Here is a 16,874-nt window from a genome sequence, read left to right as displayed (position 1 = left end):
CATGATAAAAGGAAGCTGCCTCTGCGGCGCAATCTCTTTCAAAGCGGACGCGGCTGCGCGTGATCCCGCAGCATGTCATTGCAGCCAGTGTCGCAAGCAATCAGGCCATCACTGGGCATCGGTGCAGGTGATGGATGACGGATTGAACGTATCAGGGTCGCCAAAGTGGTACACATCATCCCCTGGCGTGCGGCGCGGGTTCTGTCCGACCTGTGGCAGCTTTCTATTTTGGAAATCGGACAAGGATCCTGACACTGGCGTTTCCCTTGGTGCGATTGATGGTCCTACAGGCATGCACCTGACGCGGCACATCTTTGTCGCGGATAAGGGGGATTACTACGACATCCCGCGCGGAACCAATCAAGAGGAGAAGACAGATGGCTGAGTTTCCAACCACAGCACGGGTTGTCATCATCGGGGGCGGCGTCGTCGGCGTTTCATCGCTGTACCATCTGGCCAAGATGGGCTGGACGGATTGCGTCTTGCTGGAAAAGAACGAATTAACCGCAGGCTCGACGTGGCACGCGGCGGGGAACTGCCCCAGTTTCAGCACCTCATGGGCGGTGATGAACATGCAGCGCTATTCGCTGGAGCTTTACAAAGGCTTGGCGGAAGAAGTCGATTATCCGATGAATTACCACGTCACCGGATCGGTCCGGCTGGCCCATGGTAAAAACCGGATGATGGAGTTTGAGCGCGCTTGTTCCATGGGCAATTATCAGGGTCTAAACCTAGAGATGATGGACCTTGCCGCCATCAAGGAAAAATACCCCTTCATCGAAACCCATGATCTGGCCGGCGGCCTCTATGACCCGGATGACGGCGATATTGACCCCGCTCAATTAACCCAAGCGTTGGCCAAAGGTGCCCGCGATATGGGCGCGCGGATTGAACGGTTCTGCCTCGCCACAGGCGTCAGCCGCGAGAACGGCGAATGGATCGTGCACACGGCCAAGGGGGATATACGCTGCGAAAAGGTGGTGAACGCCGCCGGATATTACGCGCAGCGCGTTGGTGAATGGTTCAAACCCTACGGCGGACGGACCGTCCCGATGGCCACGATGAGCCACCAGTATTTCCTGACAGATGACATTCCCGAGCTTAAGGAATGGAGCCAAGCGCACGGCCATAAGGTGCCGCTGCTGCGCGACGTGGATAGCTCCTACTATCTGCGGCAGGACAAATACGGCCTGAACCTTGGCCCGTATGAGCGGAACTGCAAAGGGCATTGGATGCAGCCCGATGATCCGATGCCCGATGATTTCTCATTCCAGCTGTACCCCGACGATCTGGAACGGCTGGAATGGTATATCGAAGACGCGATGGCCCGCGTGCCGATGTTGGGAACTGCCGGCGTGTCGCGCGTAATCAACGGGCCGATCCCTTATGCGCCAGATGGGTTGCCGCTGATTGGGCCTATGCCCGGCGTACCCAATGCATTCGAGGCTTGCGTGTTCACCTTTGGCATCACCCAAGGTGGTGGCGCGGGCAAGGTGCTGGCGGAATGGATCACCCAAGGTCAGACCGAATGGGATATGTGGGCGACCGATCCGCGCCGCTATACCGATTACACCGATCAGGACTATGCCAACCAAAAAGCGATGGAGGTTTATGGCCACGAATACGCCATGCATTTCCCGCACCACGCTTGGCCTGTGGGCCGCGATAAAAAGCTGTCCCCCGTGCATGACCGTATTGTCGCCCTTGGCGGGCAGATGGGTCCCTATAACGGGTGGGAGCGCGCCAACTGGTTCGCGCACCCCGGCGATGATGTATCCGAAGAGGCAACCCAGACATGGGACCGCAACGGGCCATGGGTGCCGCGCATCCGCGAGGAATGCGAGGCGGTGCGCGACCATGTCGGGGTGTTAGACCTGCCGGGGTTCTCGCGGTTCAGTTTGTCAGGGGCGGGGGCCGCTGAATGGCTGCGAGGGCGCATCACCGCTGGCCTGCCCAAGGTGGGGCGGATGAACCTTGCGTATTTCGCCGATGATCGCGGGCGCGTCGTGACTGAAATGTCTTGCCTGCGCCATGGGGACGACGACTTTACGCTGATCACAGCAGCCTCGGCGCAGTGGCACGATTTCGACGTCTTGCGCCCGGCTTTGGATGCCGGTTTGACGTTGGCCGATCACACGCGGGACTATTCGACCTTGATCGTTACGGGCCCACAATCGCGTGGCTTATTTGAAGGGTTAAAGACGCAGGCTGATCTGTCTGCGCCGTGGCTCTCCCATCAAGCCGCGAGCGTTGCAGGGGTGAACTGCACCTTGGTGCGCGTCAGCTTTGCGGGGGAACTGGGTTGGGAAATCCACGCCGCCAACGCTGACATGCCAGCGATTTACGAGGCCGTGATTGTTGCGGGGGCAAAGCCGTTTGGAATGTGGGCGCTGAATTCACTGCGGATGGAAAAAGGCTATCGCGCGTGGAAGGGGGATCTTTCCACCGATTACACCGTGCTGGAATGTGGGCTGGATCGGTTCTTGAAATTGGACAAATCACAGGGTTTTCCGGGCAAAGCGGCATTGCAAAGTGAACAGCAACAGGGCGTGTCAAAACGCTTTGTCACGCTGGTGGTTGAAGCAGGTGATCAGGACGCGCCCTATATGTCGACCCTTTGGCACAACGGGGAGGTTGTTGGTGAAACCACATCAGGTGATTGGGGATACCGCGTGAATAAATCGATCGCTTTCGGGATGCTGCGCGCCGACCTTGCCGTGCCCGAAACGGAAGTCTACGTGGACATCTTCGGCACCAAGTGCCGTGCAATTGTTCAGGCGGATCAACCGCTGTGGGATCCAGAAAACGAACGCCTGCGGGCGTGAACATTTTCTTACCAAGAAAACGGGCCGGAATTTTTGAAAAATTCCGCGCTGCATGGAGACGTTATGACAGAAATCACCCTTCTTGATGGTGGCATGGGGCAGGAATTGGTCCACCGTGCTGGCGACAAGGCAACACCGCTTTGGGGCACGCAGGTCATGATCGACCACCCCGGTATGGTCGAGGCCGTGCACCGAGAATATTTTGCCGCGGGTGCCACCATTGCGACCACCAACACCTACGCCATTTTTCGCGACCGGTTGGACGGCACCCCGTATGAAAGCCGCTTTGCAGAATTGAATGATGCAGCGATGGCCGAAGCCAAGGCGGCTGCGGCTGATTTTAAAGGCGCGCGTGTTGCCGGTGCGATTGGCCCGATCAAGGCCAGCTACCGCCCTGACCTACACCCCGACTATGATGAAGCGTTTAGGATTTACCGCGAAAAAGCATTGATGACGGCACCGATGTCGGACTTGATCTTGTGCGAAACGGTCGTGTCTGTCGCGCATGCGCGCAGCGTTCTGGATGCGTCGCTGGAAACAGGTCTGCCAGTTTGGGTAGCATTGTCGGTCGATGATCAAGACGGCACGCGCCTGCGGTCAGGTGAACCGTTGGCTGACGTTCTGCCACATATGGGCAAAGCCGCCGCGCTGCTGATCAACTGTTCCGCGCCCGAAGCGATCAAGCCCGCTTTGGATATCCTGAAAACCGCTGGTCTGCCTTTCGGGGCCTATGCCAACGGGTTCGAAAAAATCACCCAAGAATTTTTGGCCGACAAACCCACCGTCGATACCCTAAGCGCCCGGCGCGATCTGACGCCGGAAATTTATGCGGATCATGTCATGGGCTGGATCGATCAAGGGGCCACCATCGTCGGGGGCTGCTGCGAAGTCGGCCCCGCCCACATCAAAGAAATCGCCGACCGGCTGCGCGCCGCCGGTCACACAATCGTCTAAGGAGATTATTTTATGACACCTCCCTCTCATGCGCGCGTTGTTATCATCGGGGGAGGAATCATTGGATGCTCTGTCGCCTATCACCTGACAAAACTCGGGTGGAAAGATGTGGTGCTGCTGGAACGTAAACAGCTGACATCGGGCACGACATGGCATGCGGCGGGGCTGATTGCGCAGCTCAGGGCCAGCGCGAATATGACGCGATTGGCCAAGTACAGCCAAGAGCTTTACGGCGATTTAGAAGCTGAAACGGGCGTCGCCACAGGGTTTAAACGCTGCGGATCCATCACCGTGGCGCTGACAGAGGAGCGTCGCGAGGAAATCTTTCGCTCGGCCGCGATGGCGCGTGCCTTTGGCGTAGATGTCGAGGAGATCGGCCCCGATGACGTCAAAGCCCGCTATCCACATCTGAACACCGATAGTGTGACGGGCGGCGTGTATCTGGACAAGGACGGGCAGGGCGATCCGGGCAACATAGCGCTGGCGCTGGCCAAGGGCGCACGGCAACGCGGTGCGCAGATATTCGAACGGGTCAAGGTGACCAAAGCGCTCCGCGACGGGCGGCGTGTGACGGGTGTCGCCTATACAACGGATGATGGCACCCAAGGCGAGATCACCTGCGATCACGTGGTTAATTGCGCGGGCATGTGGGGCCACGAGGTTGGCCGCATGTTGGGCACCAGCATTCCGCTACAAGCCTGCGAGCATTTCTATATTGTGTCCGAGCCTATCAAAGGGCTTGAGCAACTGCCGGTGCTGCGAGTGCCGGACGAATGCGCGTATTACAAATACGATGCAGGCAAGATCATGCTGGGTGCGTTTGAACCGGTGTCGAAACCATGGGGGATGCAGGGCATTCCCGACAGTTTTGAATTCGACCAACTGCCCGAAGATTTCGATCATTTTGAGCCGATACTAGAAGCCGCCGTGAACCGTATGCCGATGCTGGCAGAGGCGGGGATACATACCTTCTTTAACGGGCCAGAAAGCTTTACGCCCGACGATGCCTATCATCTGGGGCTGGCCCCCGAGATGGACAATGTCTGGGTCGCCGCAGGGTTCAATTCAATCGGCATTCAGTCGGCTGGTGGTGCGGGCATGGCACTGGCCCAATGGATGGACGAGGGCGCAAAACCCTTTGATTTGGGCGATGTGGATATCGCGCGGATGCAACCGTTTCAGGGCAATAAAACCTATCTGGTGGAACGTGCGAAAGAAACACTGGGCCTGCTATATGCCGACCACTATCCCTACCGGCAAAAAGCGACGGCGCGCGGGATCAGGCGCACGCCGTTTCATGCGCAGCTGTTGGAGCATGGTGCCGTCATGGGTGAACTGGCCGGCTGGGAACGTGCCAACTGGTTCGCAAACCCCGGACAGACGCCAGAGTATGAGTACAGCTGGAAGCGGCAAAACTTCTTTGGCAATGTCGCGGATGAAGTGGCCGCCGTGCGCAGCAATGTTGGCCTTTACGACATGTCGTCCTTTGGTAAAATTCGTGTCGAAGGGCGCGATGCTACGGCCTTTCTGAACCATATTGGCGGCGGTCAATATGACGTACCAGTGGGCAAGATCGTTTATACGCAGTTCCTGAACGACCGCGCCGGGATCGAGGCGGATGTCACAATCACGCGCCTGTCGGACACGGCTTATCTGGTGGTGACCCCTGCCGCGACGCGGTTGGCAGATGAGACGTGGATGCGTCGCCATCAGGGTGATTTTAATGTAGTCATCACAGATGTGACGGCGGGCGAGGCCGTGCTGGCCGTGATGGGGCCAAACGCGCGCAAGCTGATGCAGGCGGTTAGCCCGAATGATTTCTCTAACGCGGTGAACCCCTTTGGCACCGCCCAAGAGATCGAGCTGGGGATGGGCACCGCACGCGTGCACCGCGTGACCTATGTGGGCGAATTGGGCTGGGAGGTGTACGTCAGCGCCGACATGGCCGCCCATGCGTTCGAGACGATGATGGCAGCGGGGCAGGACATCGGGGCCAAGCTGTGCGGGATGCATATGATGGACAGCGCGCGGATCGAAAAAGGCTTCCGCCATTTCGGCCATGACATCACCAGCGAGGATCACGTGTTAGAGGCCGGGCTTGGCTTTGCGGTGAAAACGGACAAGCCCGCGTTTATCGGGCGTGATGCGGTTTTGCGCAAAAGGGAGAGCGGGCTGGAACGGCGACTGTTGCAGTTCAAGCTGACCGACCCCGAACCGCTGCTTTACCATAACGAGCCGGTTTTGCGGGATGGTCAGATTGTCGGCTATCTGTCGTCGGGTGCCTATGGCCATCATCTGGGTGCCGCGGTCGGCATGGGCTATGTGCCTTGCGCAGGCGAGACACCGGCACAGGTGTTGGCATCAAGCTATGAGATCGACATCGCAGGGACGCGGGTCAAGGCCGAGGTGTCGCTAAAACCGATGTATGATCCATCGTCGGAACGCGTCAAAGTTTGAGGGTGGCGGTCTGTTCCCCTGACGCGTAAGCAAGGCGCGTAGGAGACACAAATGCGCAATCCAGATACGCTTTCCGCCGATCACAAACCAACGTCAGAAGACACGCCACAAGGGCTGGGCTTTGCGATTGGGGCCTATGTGCTGTGGGGGTTTCTGCCGCTGTATATGAAGGCGATTGCGCATATTCCCGCGGCTGAAATTGTGGTGCACCGGATCATCTGGTCGGTGCCGGTGGGGGCCTTGGTGCTGATCCTGCTGGGCCGCACGCAAACCCTGCGCGAGGCGTTTCGGTCGCCGCGTACTTTGTTGATGGCCTGCGTCACGGCGGGGCTGATTTCGCTGAACTGGGGCATCTACATTTGGGCGGTCAATTCGGGGCACGCGCTGGATGCGTCGCTGGGGTATTATATCAACCCGTTGTTCAGCATCTTGCTGGCGTCGCTGCTGTTGGGCGAACGTCTGTCAAAGCTTCAGATGGCGGCCATCGCATTGGCTGCCGTTGCGGTTGCGATTTTGACAATCGAGTCAGGGAAATTCCCTTGGGTAGCACTTAGCCTGACGCTGACTTTCGGGCTATATGCCTTGGCCAAGAAACGTCTGCCGATTGGCCCGAACCAAGGGTTCCTGCTTGAGGTGTTGATCCTACTGATCCCGGCGCTGATCTATCTGGGCTATCTTAGCGCCACGGGCCAAACGCATTTCTTCCAAGGGACGCCTTTTGACACATGGATGCTGTTTGGTTGCGGTCTGGTCACGGCGGTGCCGTTGATCCTGTATGCCAACGGGGCCAAGCGATTGCGTTTGTCCACAATCGGCATCCTGCAGTACATTGCGCCGACGATGATCTTTCTCTGCGCTGTGCTGGTGTTCGATGAACCCTTTGGCCGCGCGCGGATGATTGCCTTTCCGATGATCTGGGCGGCGCTGGTGATCTATTCGATCTCGTTGTTTCGCCAGATGCGGCGGGCCTAAGGGGGCAGATCACTGCCCCCATCGCGGTTATGACAACGCGTCTTTAAAGGCGAGGAAACTGGGGTCTTTCATCACACGTGCATTCATCGCATCGCGCAGCGCGCCGATGGATTTATGCGGGCGCATGGCGACCTCGAATTTCGCGATCAGTCCATCGTCGCCCAGCGTGATCAGATCGACACCCACGGCATCCAGATCGCCGATCTTGCACTGAAATTCCAGCGCCCAATCGTTGCCCCCGCCCATAATGCGGCGGTATTTGAAATCGCTGAACACTTGACCCACATGCCCAAGCACGGCTGCCACAGGCGCGCGGCCTGTCCATGTTTTATAATAGGTGGGCGGCATGAATGTGACATCCTCGGCCAGCAAGGGCGCGATTTTATCGGCCTCTCCCTTGGCGACCACGTCGATCATGTTGGTAATTGTGGGATGCATTGCGGGTCCTTTGTGACAGATGGGTTGAAAATCCACTCTACATCTGAGACGGACAGGGATGGAAACAGATTATTCCCCGCCGCAAGATCCTTTGGTGGTTTTGCACGAAGACGCTGAAGTGTTGTTGGTCGACAAACCCGCAGGTTTGCTGTCGGTTCCGGGCAAAGGCCCGCATCTTGCCGATTGCCTGATCGCGCGGGTGCAGGCGGTATTTCCGGATGCATTGTTGGTGCACCGATTGGACCGCGACACATCTGGCGTGATGATCTTTGCGCTGACACCCTATGCCCAGCGGCATCTGGGGTTGCAGTTTGAAAAACGCATGACCCGCAAAACCTATGTTGCGCGGGTTTGGGGCGTGCCCGAGGAAAAGACCGGCACCATCGATCTGCCGTTGATCGTGGATTGGCCGAACCGGCCCCGCCAAATGGTGTGTCATGAAACGGGCAAATCCGCACAAACGGACTGGCGGCTGTTGAAAAACGAAGGCACGACGGCGCGCGTTCGCCTATCGCCCAAAACGGGCCGCAGCCATCAGTTGCGCGTGCATATGCTAAGCATGGGGCATCCGATACTGGGCGACCCGTTCTATGCGACAGGTGCCGCGTTGGATTTCCCACGTTTGATGCTGCATTCAGAAGAGCTGCGGTTTAATCATCCGCAAGGCGGTCATTCGACCAAGATCAGATCAAAGGCACCGTTCTAACTGCGAGACGATCAGACCGTGATCCAACGGCTGGGCAGAATATCGGGGTTGTTCAGTTTGGGATCGTTGAACCATTTTGCCGGTCCCGCGACGCGTTTGTCGGGGTTGGTATTGAGCCACGCGCCCCACCAGCTGAACGACGAATTTGCGATGACATTGTGCTGGCACCGCGACATCAACCGCAGGTCTTCATAGTCGGTATCGGGGCCGTTGAAATCGACCACGACTTTTTCAAACGGCAGGGGCAGGTTGTCTTTGGCCCATTGCGGATCATCCGAGAAAACATAAACCGTTGGTGATTTCAGGCCATCAGTGACGGCAGCAAGGGCCGCCTCGTAATAGGCTTGATCGCAGACGCCATGCGCGCCCAAGGCCAGATAATCACCACGCCGCACATGCAGTGATACAGACGGGCCAGAGGCGATCCGCTGGGCCATCTCGGCATTCTGTGGCGACATCGGGTGGCGCGGAACAAAGGTCGCGCGAATATCGTCGGCGATGTTTTCGAAATACCGCTCACATTGCCAATACCCGTGCAGATAGGTGCCGTCAGGGAGGGAGTTGAAAGCGGGGTTATAGCCCAAGCCTTTCTCGCGATAGATTTTGGGCGCGAGGCCAAAGCCGCGCCAGATGTAATAGGCCAGCGGACGTTCATGCTGCGCGGGGGGCAGGTTTTCAGGTGTGGTCAGATCCAGATCGAACACACGGGTTAAGACGCCTTCGCCCTTGTGGATGGCGCGGCGAGTATCAAGGGCGAATGGCACGTCCAGACGCGCCGCTAATCCACGGGCAGCGGCATATTGAAACATTTGATTTCCCAACCGGCCGTGCAGTCGTGCGTAGATCATCGCGAACCCCTGATGTGATGTAGATGGTTTCTAACAAAAGACGTCTGGATAGGAAATCTCTGGCCGCATAGCGCGCGACCAATAGAAAAAGGGCCACCCGCTACGGGTGGCCCCCTAAAACGATGCGCGTGTTACTCGGCAGCCCAGCCGGAGACTGCTTTGATTTCGGTGAAATCCTCGATCCCATAGAGGCCGCCTTCGCGGCCGTTGCCGGATTGTTTCATCCCACCGAATGGCGACCCTGCTGCGCGGCTTTGGCCGTTCATTTCGACCATGCCGGACCGCAACTGGCGGGCCAAACGGTTGCGACGTGCGCCATCCTGGCTTTGGACATAGTTGGTCAGGCCATAGACCGTGTCATTCGCGATCTGAACGGCTTGCTCTTCGGTGTCGAACTTCATGATCGACAGAACCGGGCCAAAGATTTCTTCGCGCGCGATGGTCATGTCAGGCGTAACATCGGCAAAGACTGTGGGTTTAACAAAGAAGCCACGGTTCAGACCATCAGGGCGACCGGTACCACCGGCGACCAAGCGTGCACCTTCGTCGATACCTTTTTGGATCAGGTCCTGAATCTTGTTGAACTGGGTCTCGTTGACGACGGGGCCGATGTGGCGGCCTTCTTGGGATGCGGGGCCTACGGTGACCTGTGCGGCCACTTTGCCCGCTTCTTCGACGGCCTTGTCATAGACATCGGACTGCACCAACATACGGCTAGGCGCGTTGCACGACTGGCCGGTGTTGTTCATCATGTGCAGAACGCCGCGTTTGACGGCCTTGTCATCTGCATCGTTAAAGATCAGGTTCGCGCCTTTGCCGCCCAGCTCAAGATGCACTTTCTTCAGTGTATCTGCAGCGGCTTTCGAAATCAGCGTGCCCGCTCGGGTGGAGCCGGTAAAGCTGATCATGTCGACATCTTTGTGGCAGGACAGCTGGCTGCCAACGCCAACGCCGTCGCCGTTCACAAGGTTAAATACACCTTTGGGGAAACCGGCTTCGTCCATCATTTCGGCAAAGATCATCGCGTCCAGTGGGCTTTCCTCGGACGGCTTCAGGACCATGGTGCAACCTGCAACGACGGCGGCACCGACCTTGAGGGTGACCTGGTTCATTGGCCAGTTCCAAGGGGTGATCAGACCGGCAACTCCGACAGCCTCGCGGATGATGCGGTCGTTCGGGGCGTGATCGCCAAGGGGCTGTTCGAATTTGAACTCTTTCGCGGCCTTGATGAAGTTGCTGAGGTGCCATGTGCCGGCACCGATTTGCGATGTGCGGGCCAGTTCCATGGGCGCGCCCATTTCGGTGCTGATCGCGGTTGCCATTTCTTCGGAGCGGGCTTGATACACCTCTAGCAGCTTTTCCAACAACGCGATGCGATCTGCGGGGGGGGTCGCCATCCAGCCGGGCAGGGCGGCCTTGGCCGCAGCAACTGCTGCGTCTGTATCTGCTTGATCCCCCAAGGAAATAATCGCGCAGGGCTCTTCTGTTGAGGGATCAATCACATGATAATCATTTGGCTTTGCAGGGGAAACCCATTCACCATTGATGTAGAATTCGCGTTTCTCTAACATTCGAGAGCTCCTTTTATGATCTTTTGGCTTGGGGTTGCCCTTGCCATTTGCGCACACCATGTCACCACAGTGTCGCACCTGCAAGTGAGGCCTTTCACAGGTCTGAAAAAGACATATATACAATATGGAATATGAAATTTAACAACGACAGGAGACTTCAAAATGGCTTTGCGTATCAATGATACTATCCCGGATATGACTGTTGAAACCGATCAGGGAACGATCAATCTGCATGAATGGGTCGGCGACAGTTGGGCGATCCTTTTCTCGCACCCCAAAGACTTTACACCCGTGTGCACAACCGAATTCGGTGCCGTGGCGCAACTGGCGGATGAATGGGCCAAGCGCGACACCAAGGTGATGGGCATTTCCGTGGACAGTGCCGAAGAGCACAAGAAATGGAAAAACGACATCGAAGGCTTTGCCAAAGCCAAGGCCGGTTTTCCAATCATCGCTGACGAAGATTTGAAAGTTGCCAAGGCGTTCGACATGCTGCCAGCCGAGGCCTATATGCCCGATGGCCGCACGCCCAACGATAGCGCGACCGTACGCGCGGTGTTCATTGTCGGGCCGGACAAAAAGCTAAAGCTGTCGATGACATACCCAATGACTGTGGGCCGGAACTTTGCCGAAGTCCTGCGCGCTTTGGATGGTTTGCAGATGTCGACCGGCAAGGGCGTTGCCACGCCTGCGAACTGGAATGTGGGCGATGATGTGATCATCCCGACATCCGTGTCTGACGCCGACGCCAAGGCCAAGTTTGGTGAATTCACAACGGTGCTGCCATATCTGCGCACGACCAAAGCGCCTAGCTAAGCGCAGCCTAGGGCCGTTGCGGCCGAAGCTTGACCTGTGTGCGGTACCACGCACGTTTGATCTCCCGCATCAGTTTCTGGCTGGTGCGGGTTTTTTGTTGAATGGTGGATCCGCCGATTTGCCCCGCAATTTCGCTTAGCCCGTTGGGCAGCAATGTATGGACCGGCTGGCCCGTCACCCAATGCATTTGCAAAAATGTATCAACGGGCCTGTCGATCTGTTCGGATGTGGCTAGCAGTCGTTTCGCGGCCGCGCGGCCGACAACCTGACAACCGGTTTGTAGGCCAATCCTGCGTGGCAGCAACAGTCGACTATCGCCATCGGTTGCGATGACAGCGCCCTTTTGCTCGCGGTTTTTAAACGGTAGGCGGATGAACATTTCAGGGGTCATATAGGCGGTGATCATCGTCAGGCTGCGCGCCATTTCAGGCAGGGAAATCGCCACGTCATCCTCGGCCACAATCGCATAGTCCCAGCCCTGATCTACGATCAGCTGCCAGCATTTCCGGTGGCTGGCAAAGCACCCCATTTCGCCGCCCTTCAGCGCAAAGGGATAGAACGGCTTGTGCAGGTTGCCGGGAAACACAGGAAGATCGGCCACTTGGGCAGGGTCGCGGCCATCGACGGCATCAACAAGCTGCGCGTTCGGCAAATCCTGCAGCAGTCTGTCAGCGTTCGGGCGGCGTTCTGTGCTGCCGGGCATATGGATGATGAGGCTGTTCATGGCGTTGAAATAGACCGTTTGCGCCGGCTTTCAAAGCCCAGATATCTTTGGCCATTCACAACAAAAAGCCCCGGCGTTTCCACCGGGGCTTTGTTATTCAAAAGCTGCCTAGGATTAACCTTCGGCGGCTTCCTCTTTCTTAACTTCTTCGCCAGTTTCCTGATCGACGACTTTCATCGACAAACGGACCTTGCCGCGGTCGTCAAAGCCCAGAAGTTTTACTTTCACTTCCTGACCTTCCTTCAGAACGTCCGAAGGGTGGTTCAGGCGGCGGTTTTCGATCTGGGATACGTGGACCAGACCGTCGCGCTTGCCAAAGAAGTTCACGAATGCACCGAAATCAACGATCTTGACGACGGTACCGGTGTAAACCGCACCCTCTTCAGGCTCGGCCACGATGGACCAGATCATGTCATAGGCTTTCTTGATCGAGTCGCCGTTTGGCGATGCGATCTTGATGATGCCTTCGTCGTTGATGTCGACCTTGGCGCCGGACACTTCAACGATTTCACGGATCACTTTACCACCGGAACCGATTACTTCACGGATCTTGTCGGTCGGGATCTGCATCGTTTCAATGCGTGGTGCGTGGACCGAGAATTCACCCGCGCCGGACAGTGCTTTGTTCATCTCACCAAGGATGTGAACGCGGCCAGCTTTGGCTTGAGCCAAGGCTTTTTCCATGATCTCGGGCGTGATGCCTGCGATCTTGATGTCCATTTGCAGCGACGTGATACCTGCTTCGGTACCGGCCACTTTAAAGTCCATGTCGCCAAGGTGGTCTTCGTCACCCAAGATGTCGGACAGGATCGCGTAGGAGCCATCTTCTTCGAGGATCAGACCCATCGCAACACCAGCGACTGGTGCTTTCAACGGTACGCCCGCGTCCATCATGGACAAGGAGCCACCACAAACCGACGCCATCGAGGAAGAGCCGTTCGATTCAGTGATCTCGGACACAACGCGGATGGTGTAAGGGAAGTCAGTGGAGGCCGGCAGAACCGCCTGCAACGCACGCCAAGCCAGCTTGCCGTGACCTATTTCGCGACGGCCAGGGCCGGATACGCGGCCAACTTCACCAACCGAATAGGGAGGGAAGTTATAGTGCAGCAGGAAGTTGGATTTGAAGTTGCCGTGGAGCGCATCAATGAACTGTTCGTCGTCGCCGGTGCCCAATGTGGTCACAACCAGACCTTGGGTTTCGCCACGTGTGAACAGGGCCGAACCGTGGGTCCGCGACAGGATACCTGTCTCGGACACGATTTCACGGATTTCGTCAGTCTTGCGACCGTCGATGCGTGTGCCTGTCTTAACAACGTCACCGCGCAGGATAGACGCTTCAAGCTTTTTCAAAGCGGAACCGAGGTTCGCATCTTCTTTTTGCTCGTCTGTCAGGGCTGCTTTGATTGTTTCGCGGGCTGCGGCAACAGCGGTTGTACGCTCTTGCTTGTCAGCAATTGCGAAGGCAGCGCGCATTTCTTTTTCGCCAGCGGCTTTGACGGCAGCGGACAGGTCCGAATAGTCAACAGGCTGGAAATCAAACGGCTCTTTCGCGGTGTCTTCGGCCAGATCGATGATCAGGTCGATAACAGGTTGGATTTGTTCGTGGGCGAATTTAACCGCACCCAGCATCTCTTCTTCCGACAGCTCATACGCTTCGGATTCAACCATCATCACAGCTTCTTTGGTACCGGCAACAACCAGATCAAGACGCTGTTCAGGCTTCAGGCGCAGGTCCTGCATGTCGTCAACGGTTGGGTTCAGGATGTAATCGCCATCTTCAAAACCAACGCGGCACGCGGCAATTGGGCCACGGAACGGTGCGCCGGAAATGGTCAGCGCAGCGGATGCGGCGATCATTGCGACCATATCGGGGTCGTTCACCAGATCGTGCGACAGAACGGTACACATCACCAGAACTTCGTTTTTGAAGCCGGGGACGAACAGCGGGCGGATCGGACGGTCGATCAGACGGGCAGTCAGTGTTTCTTTCTCGGTGGGGCGGGCCTCACGTTTGAAAAAGCCACCCGGTACTTTACCGGCGGCATAGTATTTCTCTTGGTAGTGGACGGTCAGCGGGAAAAAGTCCTGTCCGGGCTTTTGCTGACGTGCAAAAGTGACGTTGGCCATAACGCTGGTTTCGCCCAGTGTCGCGATAACCGAGCCGTCTGCCTGACGTGCCACTTTGCCTGTTTCCAGTGTCAGCGTTTCTTCGCCCCACTGCATGGATTTTGTCGTTACATTAAACATCTACGTTTCCTGTTTCGGCCCGCGTTGGGCCATTTGCGTAGGGGGCATATTCCCCCTGACTCCGGTATCTTCTTTGTCGGGCGCTGGAGTCCGGGCGCCGGCTTTCAGATTGTGCGGCCATACAGGAGTTTGCATGCGATGGGAAGAGAAGCGTTGATTTGGGGGGTATATGTGCCGAAATGCCGCTTTTACCGCCCTCCTGATCGGCGAAAGGGGCGGGCGCGCAGGTTTTAACGTCACGCGCGAGGGGAGCGATGCTTATGCCAGCGCCTTGGGCATTCTGTAATTTTCCAGCAAGACGTCGCGCTTTTCAACCGTTTGCACATGGTCAACCGACCACCCCATACGTTCAAAAAACGGTCGCGCTTTTTTGCTGGCATGGGTGCTTAGGGTCGTCACGCCAAGCTCTCGGGCGCGGTCTTCCACCGCATCATAAAGTTTACGGCCGATGCCCTGACCCATGGCATCGGGAATGACAAAGGCCAAATCGATGTAGCCTGTTTCGTCGATTGTCATGAACCCCACCAATTGCCCGACGGTTTCGGCGGCAAATCCCTGCACGCCGGCAAGCCTATTGCGCCAACCGTCTGTGTCGGGGCGGGCACCTGCCCAGGCCTGCCGCTGCGCCGCTGAATATACGTCCGCCGTGCCACGGTGAATGGCGTCGAAAAACACCTGCGCGGCTTGGGCGCTGTCGGTTGGCCTCAATGGCCGGATGCGGACGGTGTTCTGGATCATCGGCGGGTTAATACATGTGCTGGCGTTTGGGGGCGCATAAATGGTCGGGCAGGTGCGTTTGAAACGAAAAAACCGCCCCTTGTCACCAAGGTGCGGCTTCATTCGCAATAGGAATGCAGCGCTGAATTAGCGGCGCAGACCCAGACGTTTGATCAGGTCTTGATAACGTGCGTCATCTTTACCTTTAACGTAATCCAAAAGCTTCCGGCGTGTCGCAACCATTTTCAACAGACCACGGCGACCGTGGTTGTCTTTCTTGTGGGTTTTGAAGTGCTCGGTCAGCGTTGCAATGCGCGAGGACAGAATGGCAACCTGTACTTCGGGCGAACCTGTGTCGCCTTCTTTGGTGCCGAATTCTTTCATGACGCGTGCTTTTTCTTCTAGCGTAATCGACATCGGGGTCTCCTTTTCAAAAGGTTAAATTAATGGCGCAGGCCGGGATGTCGTCCAGCACAGGCCCATGGAGCATCCCCCACTGTTTTGAATCAGCGGGCGATGGGCGCGTATAGGAAAGTTTTTGATGCTTGGCAAAGACTTTATTTCGATGTGCCATTCGCAGATTGCTGAATCCCTATTTGCCCCATTTGGTCGCGGCTGATCAGCTCAGGGCAAGCCCGGCTGCGATGGCCGAACTAAGCGGGATAATCGAAACATCAGCGGCGGTCAGCACATCCGCGCTTTTTACAGAGGCCACAATCACCCCGTTCATGCGAACCAGTGTTTGATCCAGCTGCTCCGGGTCCGGATCGACTGAAACCTCGGGCTCCTCATCACCTACGCCGCGGTCATCCCAAACCAGCAACAGGCTATCATCCTCTGGTTCGAAATCCTCAATCATGGGGGCATTTCCGTCGGTGATCCAATCGCCAATGATAATATTGTCTGCGCCATCCCCGGCTGTGACAACATCATTCAGGCCCGCGACAATCGTATCATCACCCCCGCCGCCATTCAGAAAATCGCCGGTATCCTCGTCTGTAATGCCATCCACATCAGCGTCATCCTCGACCCCGATGATCAGATCGTCACCCCATCCGCCAAACAAGGCGTCTGCCCCTTGCCCACCGGTTAGCGTGTCGTCGTCCAAACCACCAAGCAGCGTGTCGTCGCCATCATCGCCAAACAGCACGTCCTCCCCTTCGGACCCCATCAGCGAATCATTTCCAATACCGCCGTGCAGCGTATCGTTGCCATTGTGGCCGGTCAGGTTGTCATCGTCACCGCCGCCTTCGATCAGGTCGCCGCCATCGTTGCCATGCAAATCGTCATTCCCTGCGCCGCCATTGACGGTATCATCGCCTGCGTCGCCCCGTGCATAATCGTCGCCACCATGGCCCGCGATCAGATCATCACCCTCGTTTCCACCGATTTGATCATAGCCGTCACCGCCGCTCAATAGGTCGGCCCCTGTACCGCCGGAGAGTATCAGGCCGTTTGTCCCGTTCGCATCGTCGGAGAAGGAATCATCGTCTTCATCTCCCTCGGGGCTGATGTCGACAAAGGCCGCCGCCCCAACTGCCACCAAACCCATTAAACCGGCCAAGAACAACATTGCAGAATTCCAATTTCATTGAC

General features: G+C 57.1%; 15 protein-coding genes. 7 read left to right on the top strand and 8 right to left on the bottom strand.

Annotation, left to right across the window (positions count from 1 at the left end):
- Position 1: 1 nt before the first annotated feature.
- The 5 genes from AADJ11_RS00360 to rarD all read left to right on the top strand — a co-directional run bounded on the left by AADJ11_RS00360 (position 2) and on the right by rarD (position 7,208).
- Positions 2-385, top strand: a complete 384-nt coding sequence (locus AADJ11_RS00360; RefSeq protein ID WP_341232579.1) for a GFA family protein — start codon at positions 2-4, stop codon at positions 383-385.
- On the top strand, positions 378-2,825 hold the full coding sequence (locus tag AADJ11_RS00355) for an FAD-dependent oxidoreductase (RefSeq protein WP_341232578.1): 2,448 nt from the start codon (positions 378-380) through the stop codon (positions 2,823-2,825). The genes AADJ11_RS00360 and AADJ11_RS00355 overlap by 8 nt, the downstream gene beginning before the upstream one ends.
- A gap of 63 nt (positions 2,826-2,888) precedes the next feature.
- A complete protein-coding gene (locus tag AADJ11_RS00350) occupies positions 2,889-3,779 on the top strand; it encodes a homocysteine S-methyltransferase family protein (protein ID WP_341232577.1) in 891 nt (296 codons plus the stop codon).
- 12 nt (positions 3,780-3,791) lie between these two features.
- On the top strand, positions 3,792-6,236 hold the full coding sequence (locus AADJ11_RS00345) for an FAD-dependent oxidoreductase (protein ID WP_341232576.1): 2,445 nt from the start codon (positions 3,792-3,794) through the stop codon (positions 6,234-6,236).
- 51 nt (positions 6,237-6,287) lie between these two features.
- Positions 6,288-7,208, top strand: a complete 921-nt coding sequence (gene rarD / locus AADJ11_RS00340) for an EamA family transporter RarD (RefSeq protein WP_341232575.1) — start codon at positions 6,288-6,290, stop codon at positions 7,206-7,208.
- A gap of 27 nt (positions 7,209-7,235) precedes the next feature.
- On the opposite strand, the gene AADJ11_RS00335 is transcribed toward rarD, so the two are convergent.
- Complete coding sequence (locus AADJ11_RS00335; protein ID WP_341232574.1) at positions 7,236-7,646, bottom strand: nuclear transport factor 2 family protein; 411 nt, start codon at positions 7,644-7,646, stop codon at positions 7,236-7,238.
- Between the two features lie 58 nt (positions 7,647-7,704).
- Between AADJ11_RS00335 and AADJ11_RS00330 the strand changes: the two genes are divergently transcribed.
- The gene (locus AADJ11_RS00330; RefSeq protein WP_341232573.1) at positions 7,705-8,352 is read left to right on the top strand and encodes a pseudouridine synthase; all 648 of its coding nucleotides are present in this window, start codon (positions 7,705-7,707) and stop codon (positions 8,350-8,352) included.
- A gap of 11 nt (positions 8,353-8,363) precedes the next feature.
- On the opposite strand, the gene AADJ11_RS00325 is transcribed toward AADJ11_RS00330, so the two are convergent.
- Together AADJ11_RS00325 and AADJ11_RS00320 are read right to left on the bottom strand one after the other, a co-directional pair.
- Positions 8,364-9,200 carry an alpha-1,2-fucosyltransferase gene (locus AADJ11_RS00325; RefSeq protein ID WP_341232572.1) on the bottom strand — a complete coding sequence of 279 codons (837 nt, stop codon included), beginning with the start codon at positions 9,198-9,200 and terminating at the stop codon, positions 8,364-8,366.
- Positions 9,201-9,331: 131 nt separating this feature from the next.
- Entirely contained in the window at positions 9,332-10,771 is a 1,440-nt protein-coding gene (locus AADJ11_RS00320; protein WP_341232571.1) for an aldehyde dehydrogenase family protein, read from the bottom strand.
- Positions 10,772-10,933: 162 nt separating this feature from the next.
- Here AADJ11_RS00320 and AADJ11_RS00315 point away from each other — a divergent pair, with 162 nt between their 5' ends.
- Positions 10,934-11,587: a peroxiredoxin gene (locus AADJ11_RS00315; protein WP_341232570.1), complete on the top strand. Its 654-nt coding sequence runs from the start codon at positions 10,934-10,936 to the stop codon at positions 11,585-11,587.
- Positions 11,588-11,594: 7 nt separating this feature from the next.
- On the opposite strand, the gene AADJ11_RS00310 is transcribed toward AADJ11_RS00315, so the two are convergent.
- From AADJ11_RS00310 to AADJ11_RS00290, 5 genes are all read right to left on the bottom strand, one after another.
- Entirely contained in the window at positions 11,595-12,311 is a 717-nt protein-coding gene (locus AADJ11_RS00310) for a glycosyltransferase family 25 protein (RefSeq protein ID WP_341232569.1), read from the bottom strand.
- Positions 12,312-12,425: 114 nt separating this feature from the next.
- Positions 12,426-14,561, bottom strand: coding sequence for a polyribonucleotide nucleotidyltransferase (gene pnp / locus AADJ11_RS00305; protein WP_341232568.1), 2,136 nt, complete (start codon positions 14,559-14,561; stop codon positions 12,426-12,428).
- A 258-nt stretch (positions 14,562-14,819) separates the two neighbouring features.
- Positions 14,820-15,401 carry a GNAT family N-acetyltransferase gene (locus tag AADJ11_RS00300; RefSeq protein ID WP_341232567.1) on the bottom strand — a complete coding sequence of 194 codons (582 nt, stop codon included), beginning with the start codon at positions 15,399-15,401 and terminating at the stop codon, positions 14,820-14,822.
- A 24-nt stretch (positions 15,402-15,425) separates the two neighbouring features.
- Positions 15,426-15,695 (bottom strand): 30S ribosomal protein S15, encoded by a 270-nt coding sequence (rpsO, locus tag AADJ11_RS00295; protein WP_093916536.1) that lies wholly within the window; start codon positions 15,693-15,695, stop codon positions 15,426-15,428.
- Positions 15,696-15,897: 202 nt separating this feature from the next.
- Positions 15,898-16,830 (bottom strand): calcium-binding protein, encoded by a 933-nt coding sequence (locus AADJ11_RS00290; protein ID WP_341232566.1) that lies wholly within the window; start codon positions 16,828-16,830, stop codon positions 15,898-15,900.
- Positions 16,831-16,874 lie beyond the last annotated feature (44 nt).

Source organism: uncultured Sulfitobacter sp., from assembly GCF_964021855.1.
GTDB lineage: Bacteria > Pseudomonadota > Alphaproteobacteria > Rhodobacterales > Rhodobacteraceae > Sulfitobacter.
The sequence above is the reverse complement of the archived record's forward strand: the minus strand, read 5'-3'. Positions and strand labels throughout refer to the sequence as shown.

Excerpts from the sequence above, each read along its gene's own strand:
- AADJ11_RS00330 (WP_341232573.1), top strand. The coding sequence starts at position 7,705 with ATGGAAACAGATTATTCCCCGCCGCAAGATCCTTTGGTGGTTTTGCAC.
- pnp (WP_341232568.1), bottom strand. The coding sequence starts at position 14,561 with ATGTTTAATGTAACGACAAAATCCATGCAGTGGGGCGAAGAAACGCTG.
- AADJ11_RS00315 (WP_341232570.1), top strand. The coding sequence starts at position 10,934 with ATGGCTTTGCGTATCAATGATACTATCCCGGATATGACTGTTGAAACC.
- rarD (WP_341232575.1), top strand. The coding sequence starts at position 6,288 with ATGCGCAATCCAGATACGCTTTCCGCCGATCACAAACCAACGTCAGAA.
- rpsO (WP_093916536.1), bottom strand. The coding sequence starts at position 15,695 with ATGTCGATTACGCTAGAAGAAAAAGCACGCGTCATGAAAGAATTCGGC.
- AADJ11_RS00355 (WP_341232578.1), top strand. The coding sequence starts at position 378 with ATGGCTGAGTTTCCAACCACAGCACGGGTTGTCATCATCGGGGGCGGC.
- AADJ11_RS00360 (WP_341232579.1), top strand. The coding sequence starts at position 2 with ATGATAAAAGGAAGCTGCCTCTGCGGCGCAATCTCTTTCAAAGCGGAC.
- AADJ11_RS00290 (WP_341232566.1), bottom strand. The coding sequence starts at position 16,830 with ATGGGTTTGGTGGCAGTTGGGGCGGCGGCCTTTGTCGACATCAGCCCC.
- AADJ11_RS00300 (WP_341232567.1), bottom strand. The coding sequence starts at position 15,401 with ATGAAGCCGCACCTTGGTGACAAGGGGCGGTTTTTTCGTTTCAAACGC.
- AADJ11_RS00345 (WP_341232576.1), top strand. The coding sequence starts at position 3,792 with ATGACACCTCCCTCTCATGCGCGCGTTGTTATCATCGGGGGAGGAATC.
- AADJ11_RS00335 (WP_341232574.1), bottom strand. The coding sequence starts at position 7,646 with ATGCATCCCACAATTACCAACATGATCGACGTGGTCGCCAAGGGAGAG.
- AADJ11_RS00350 (WP_341232577.1), top strand. The coding sequence starts at position 2,889 with ATGACAGAAATCACCCTTCTTGATGGTGGCATGGGGCAGGAATTGGTC.
- AADJ11_RS00310 (WP_341232569.1), bottom strand. The coding sequence starts at position 12,311 with ATGAACAGCCTCATCATCCATATGCCCGGCAGCACAGAACGCCGCCCG.
- AADJ11_RS00320 (WP_341232571.1), bottom strand. The coding sequence starts at position 10,771 with ATGTTAGAGAAACGCGAATTCTACATCAATGGTGAATGGGTTTCCCCT.
- AADJ11_RS00325 (WP_341232572.1), bottom strand. The coding sequence starts at position 9,200 with ATGATCTACGCACGACTGCACGGCCGGTTGGGAAATCAAATGTTTCAA.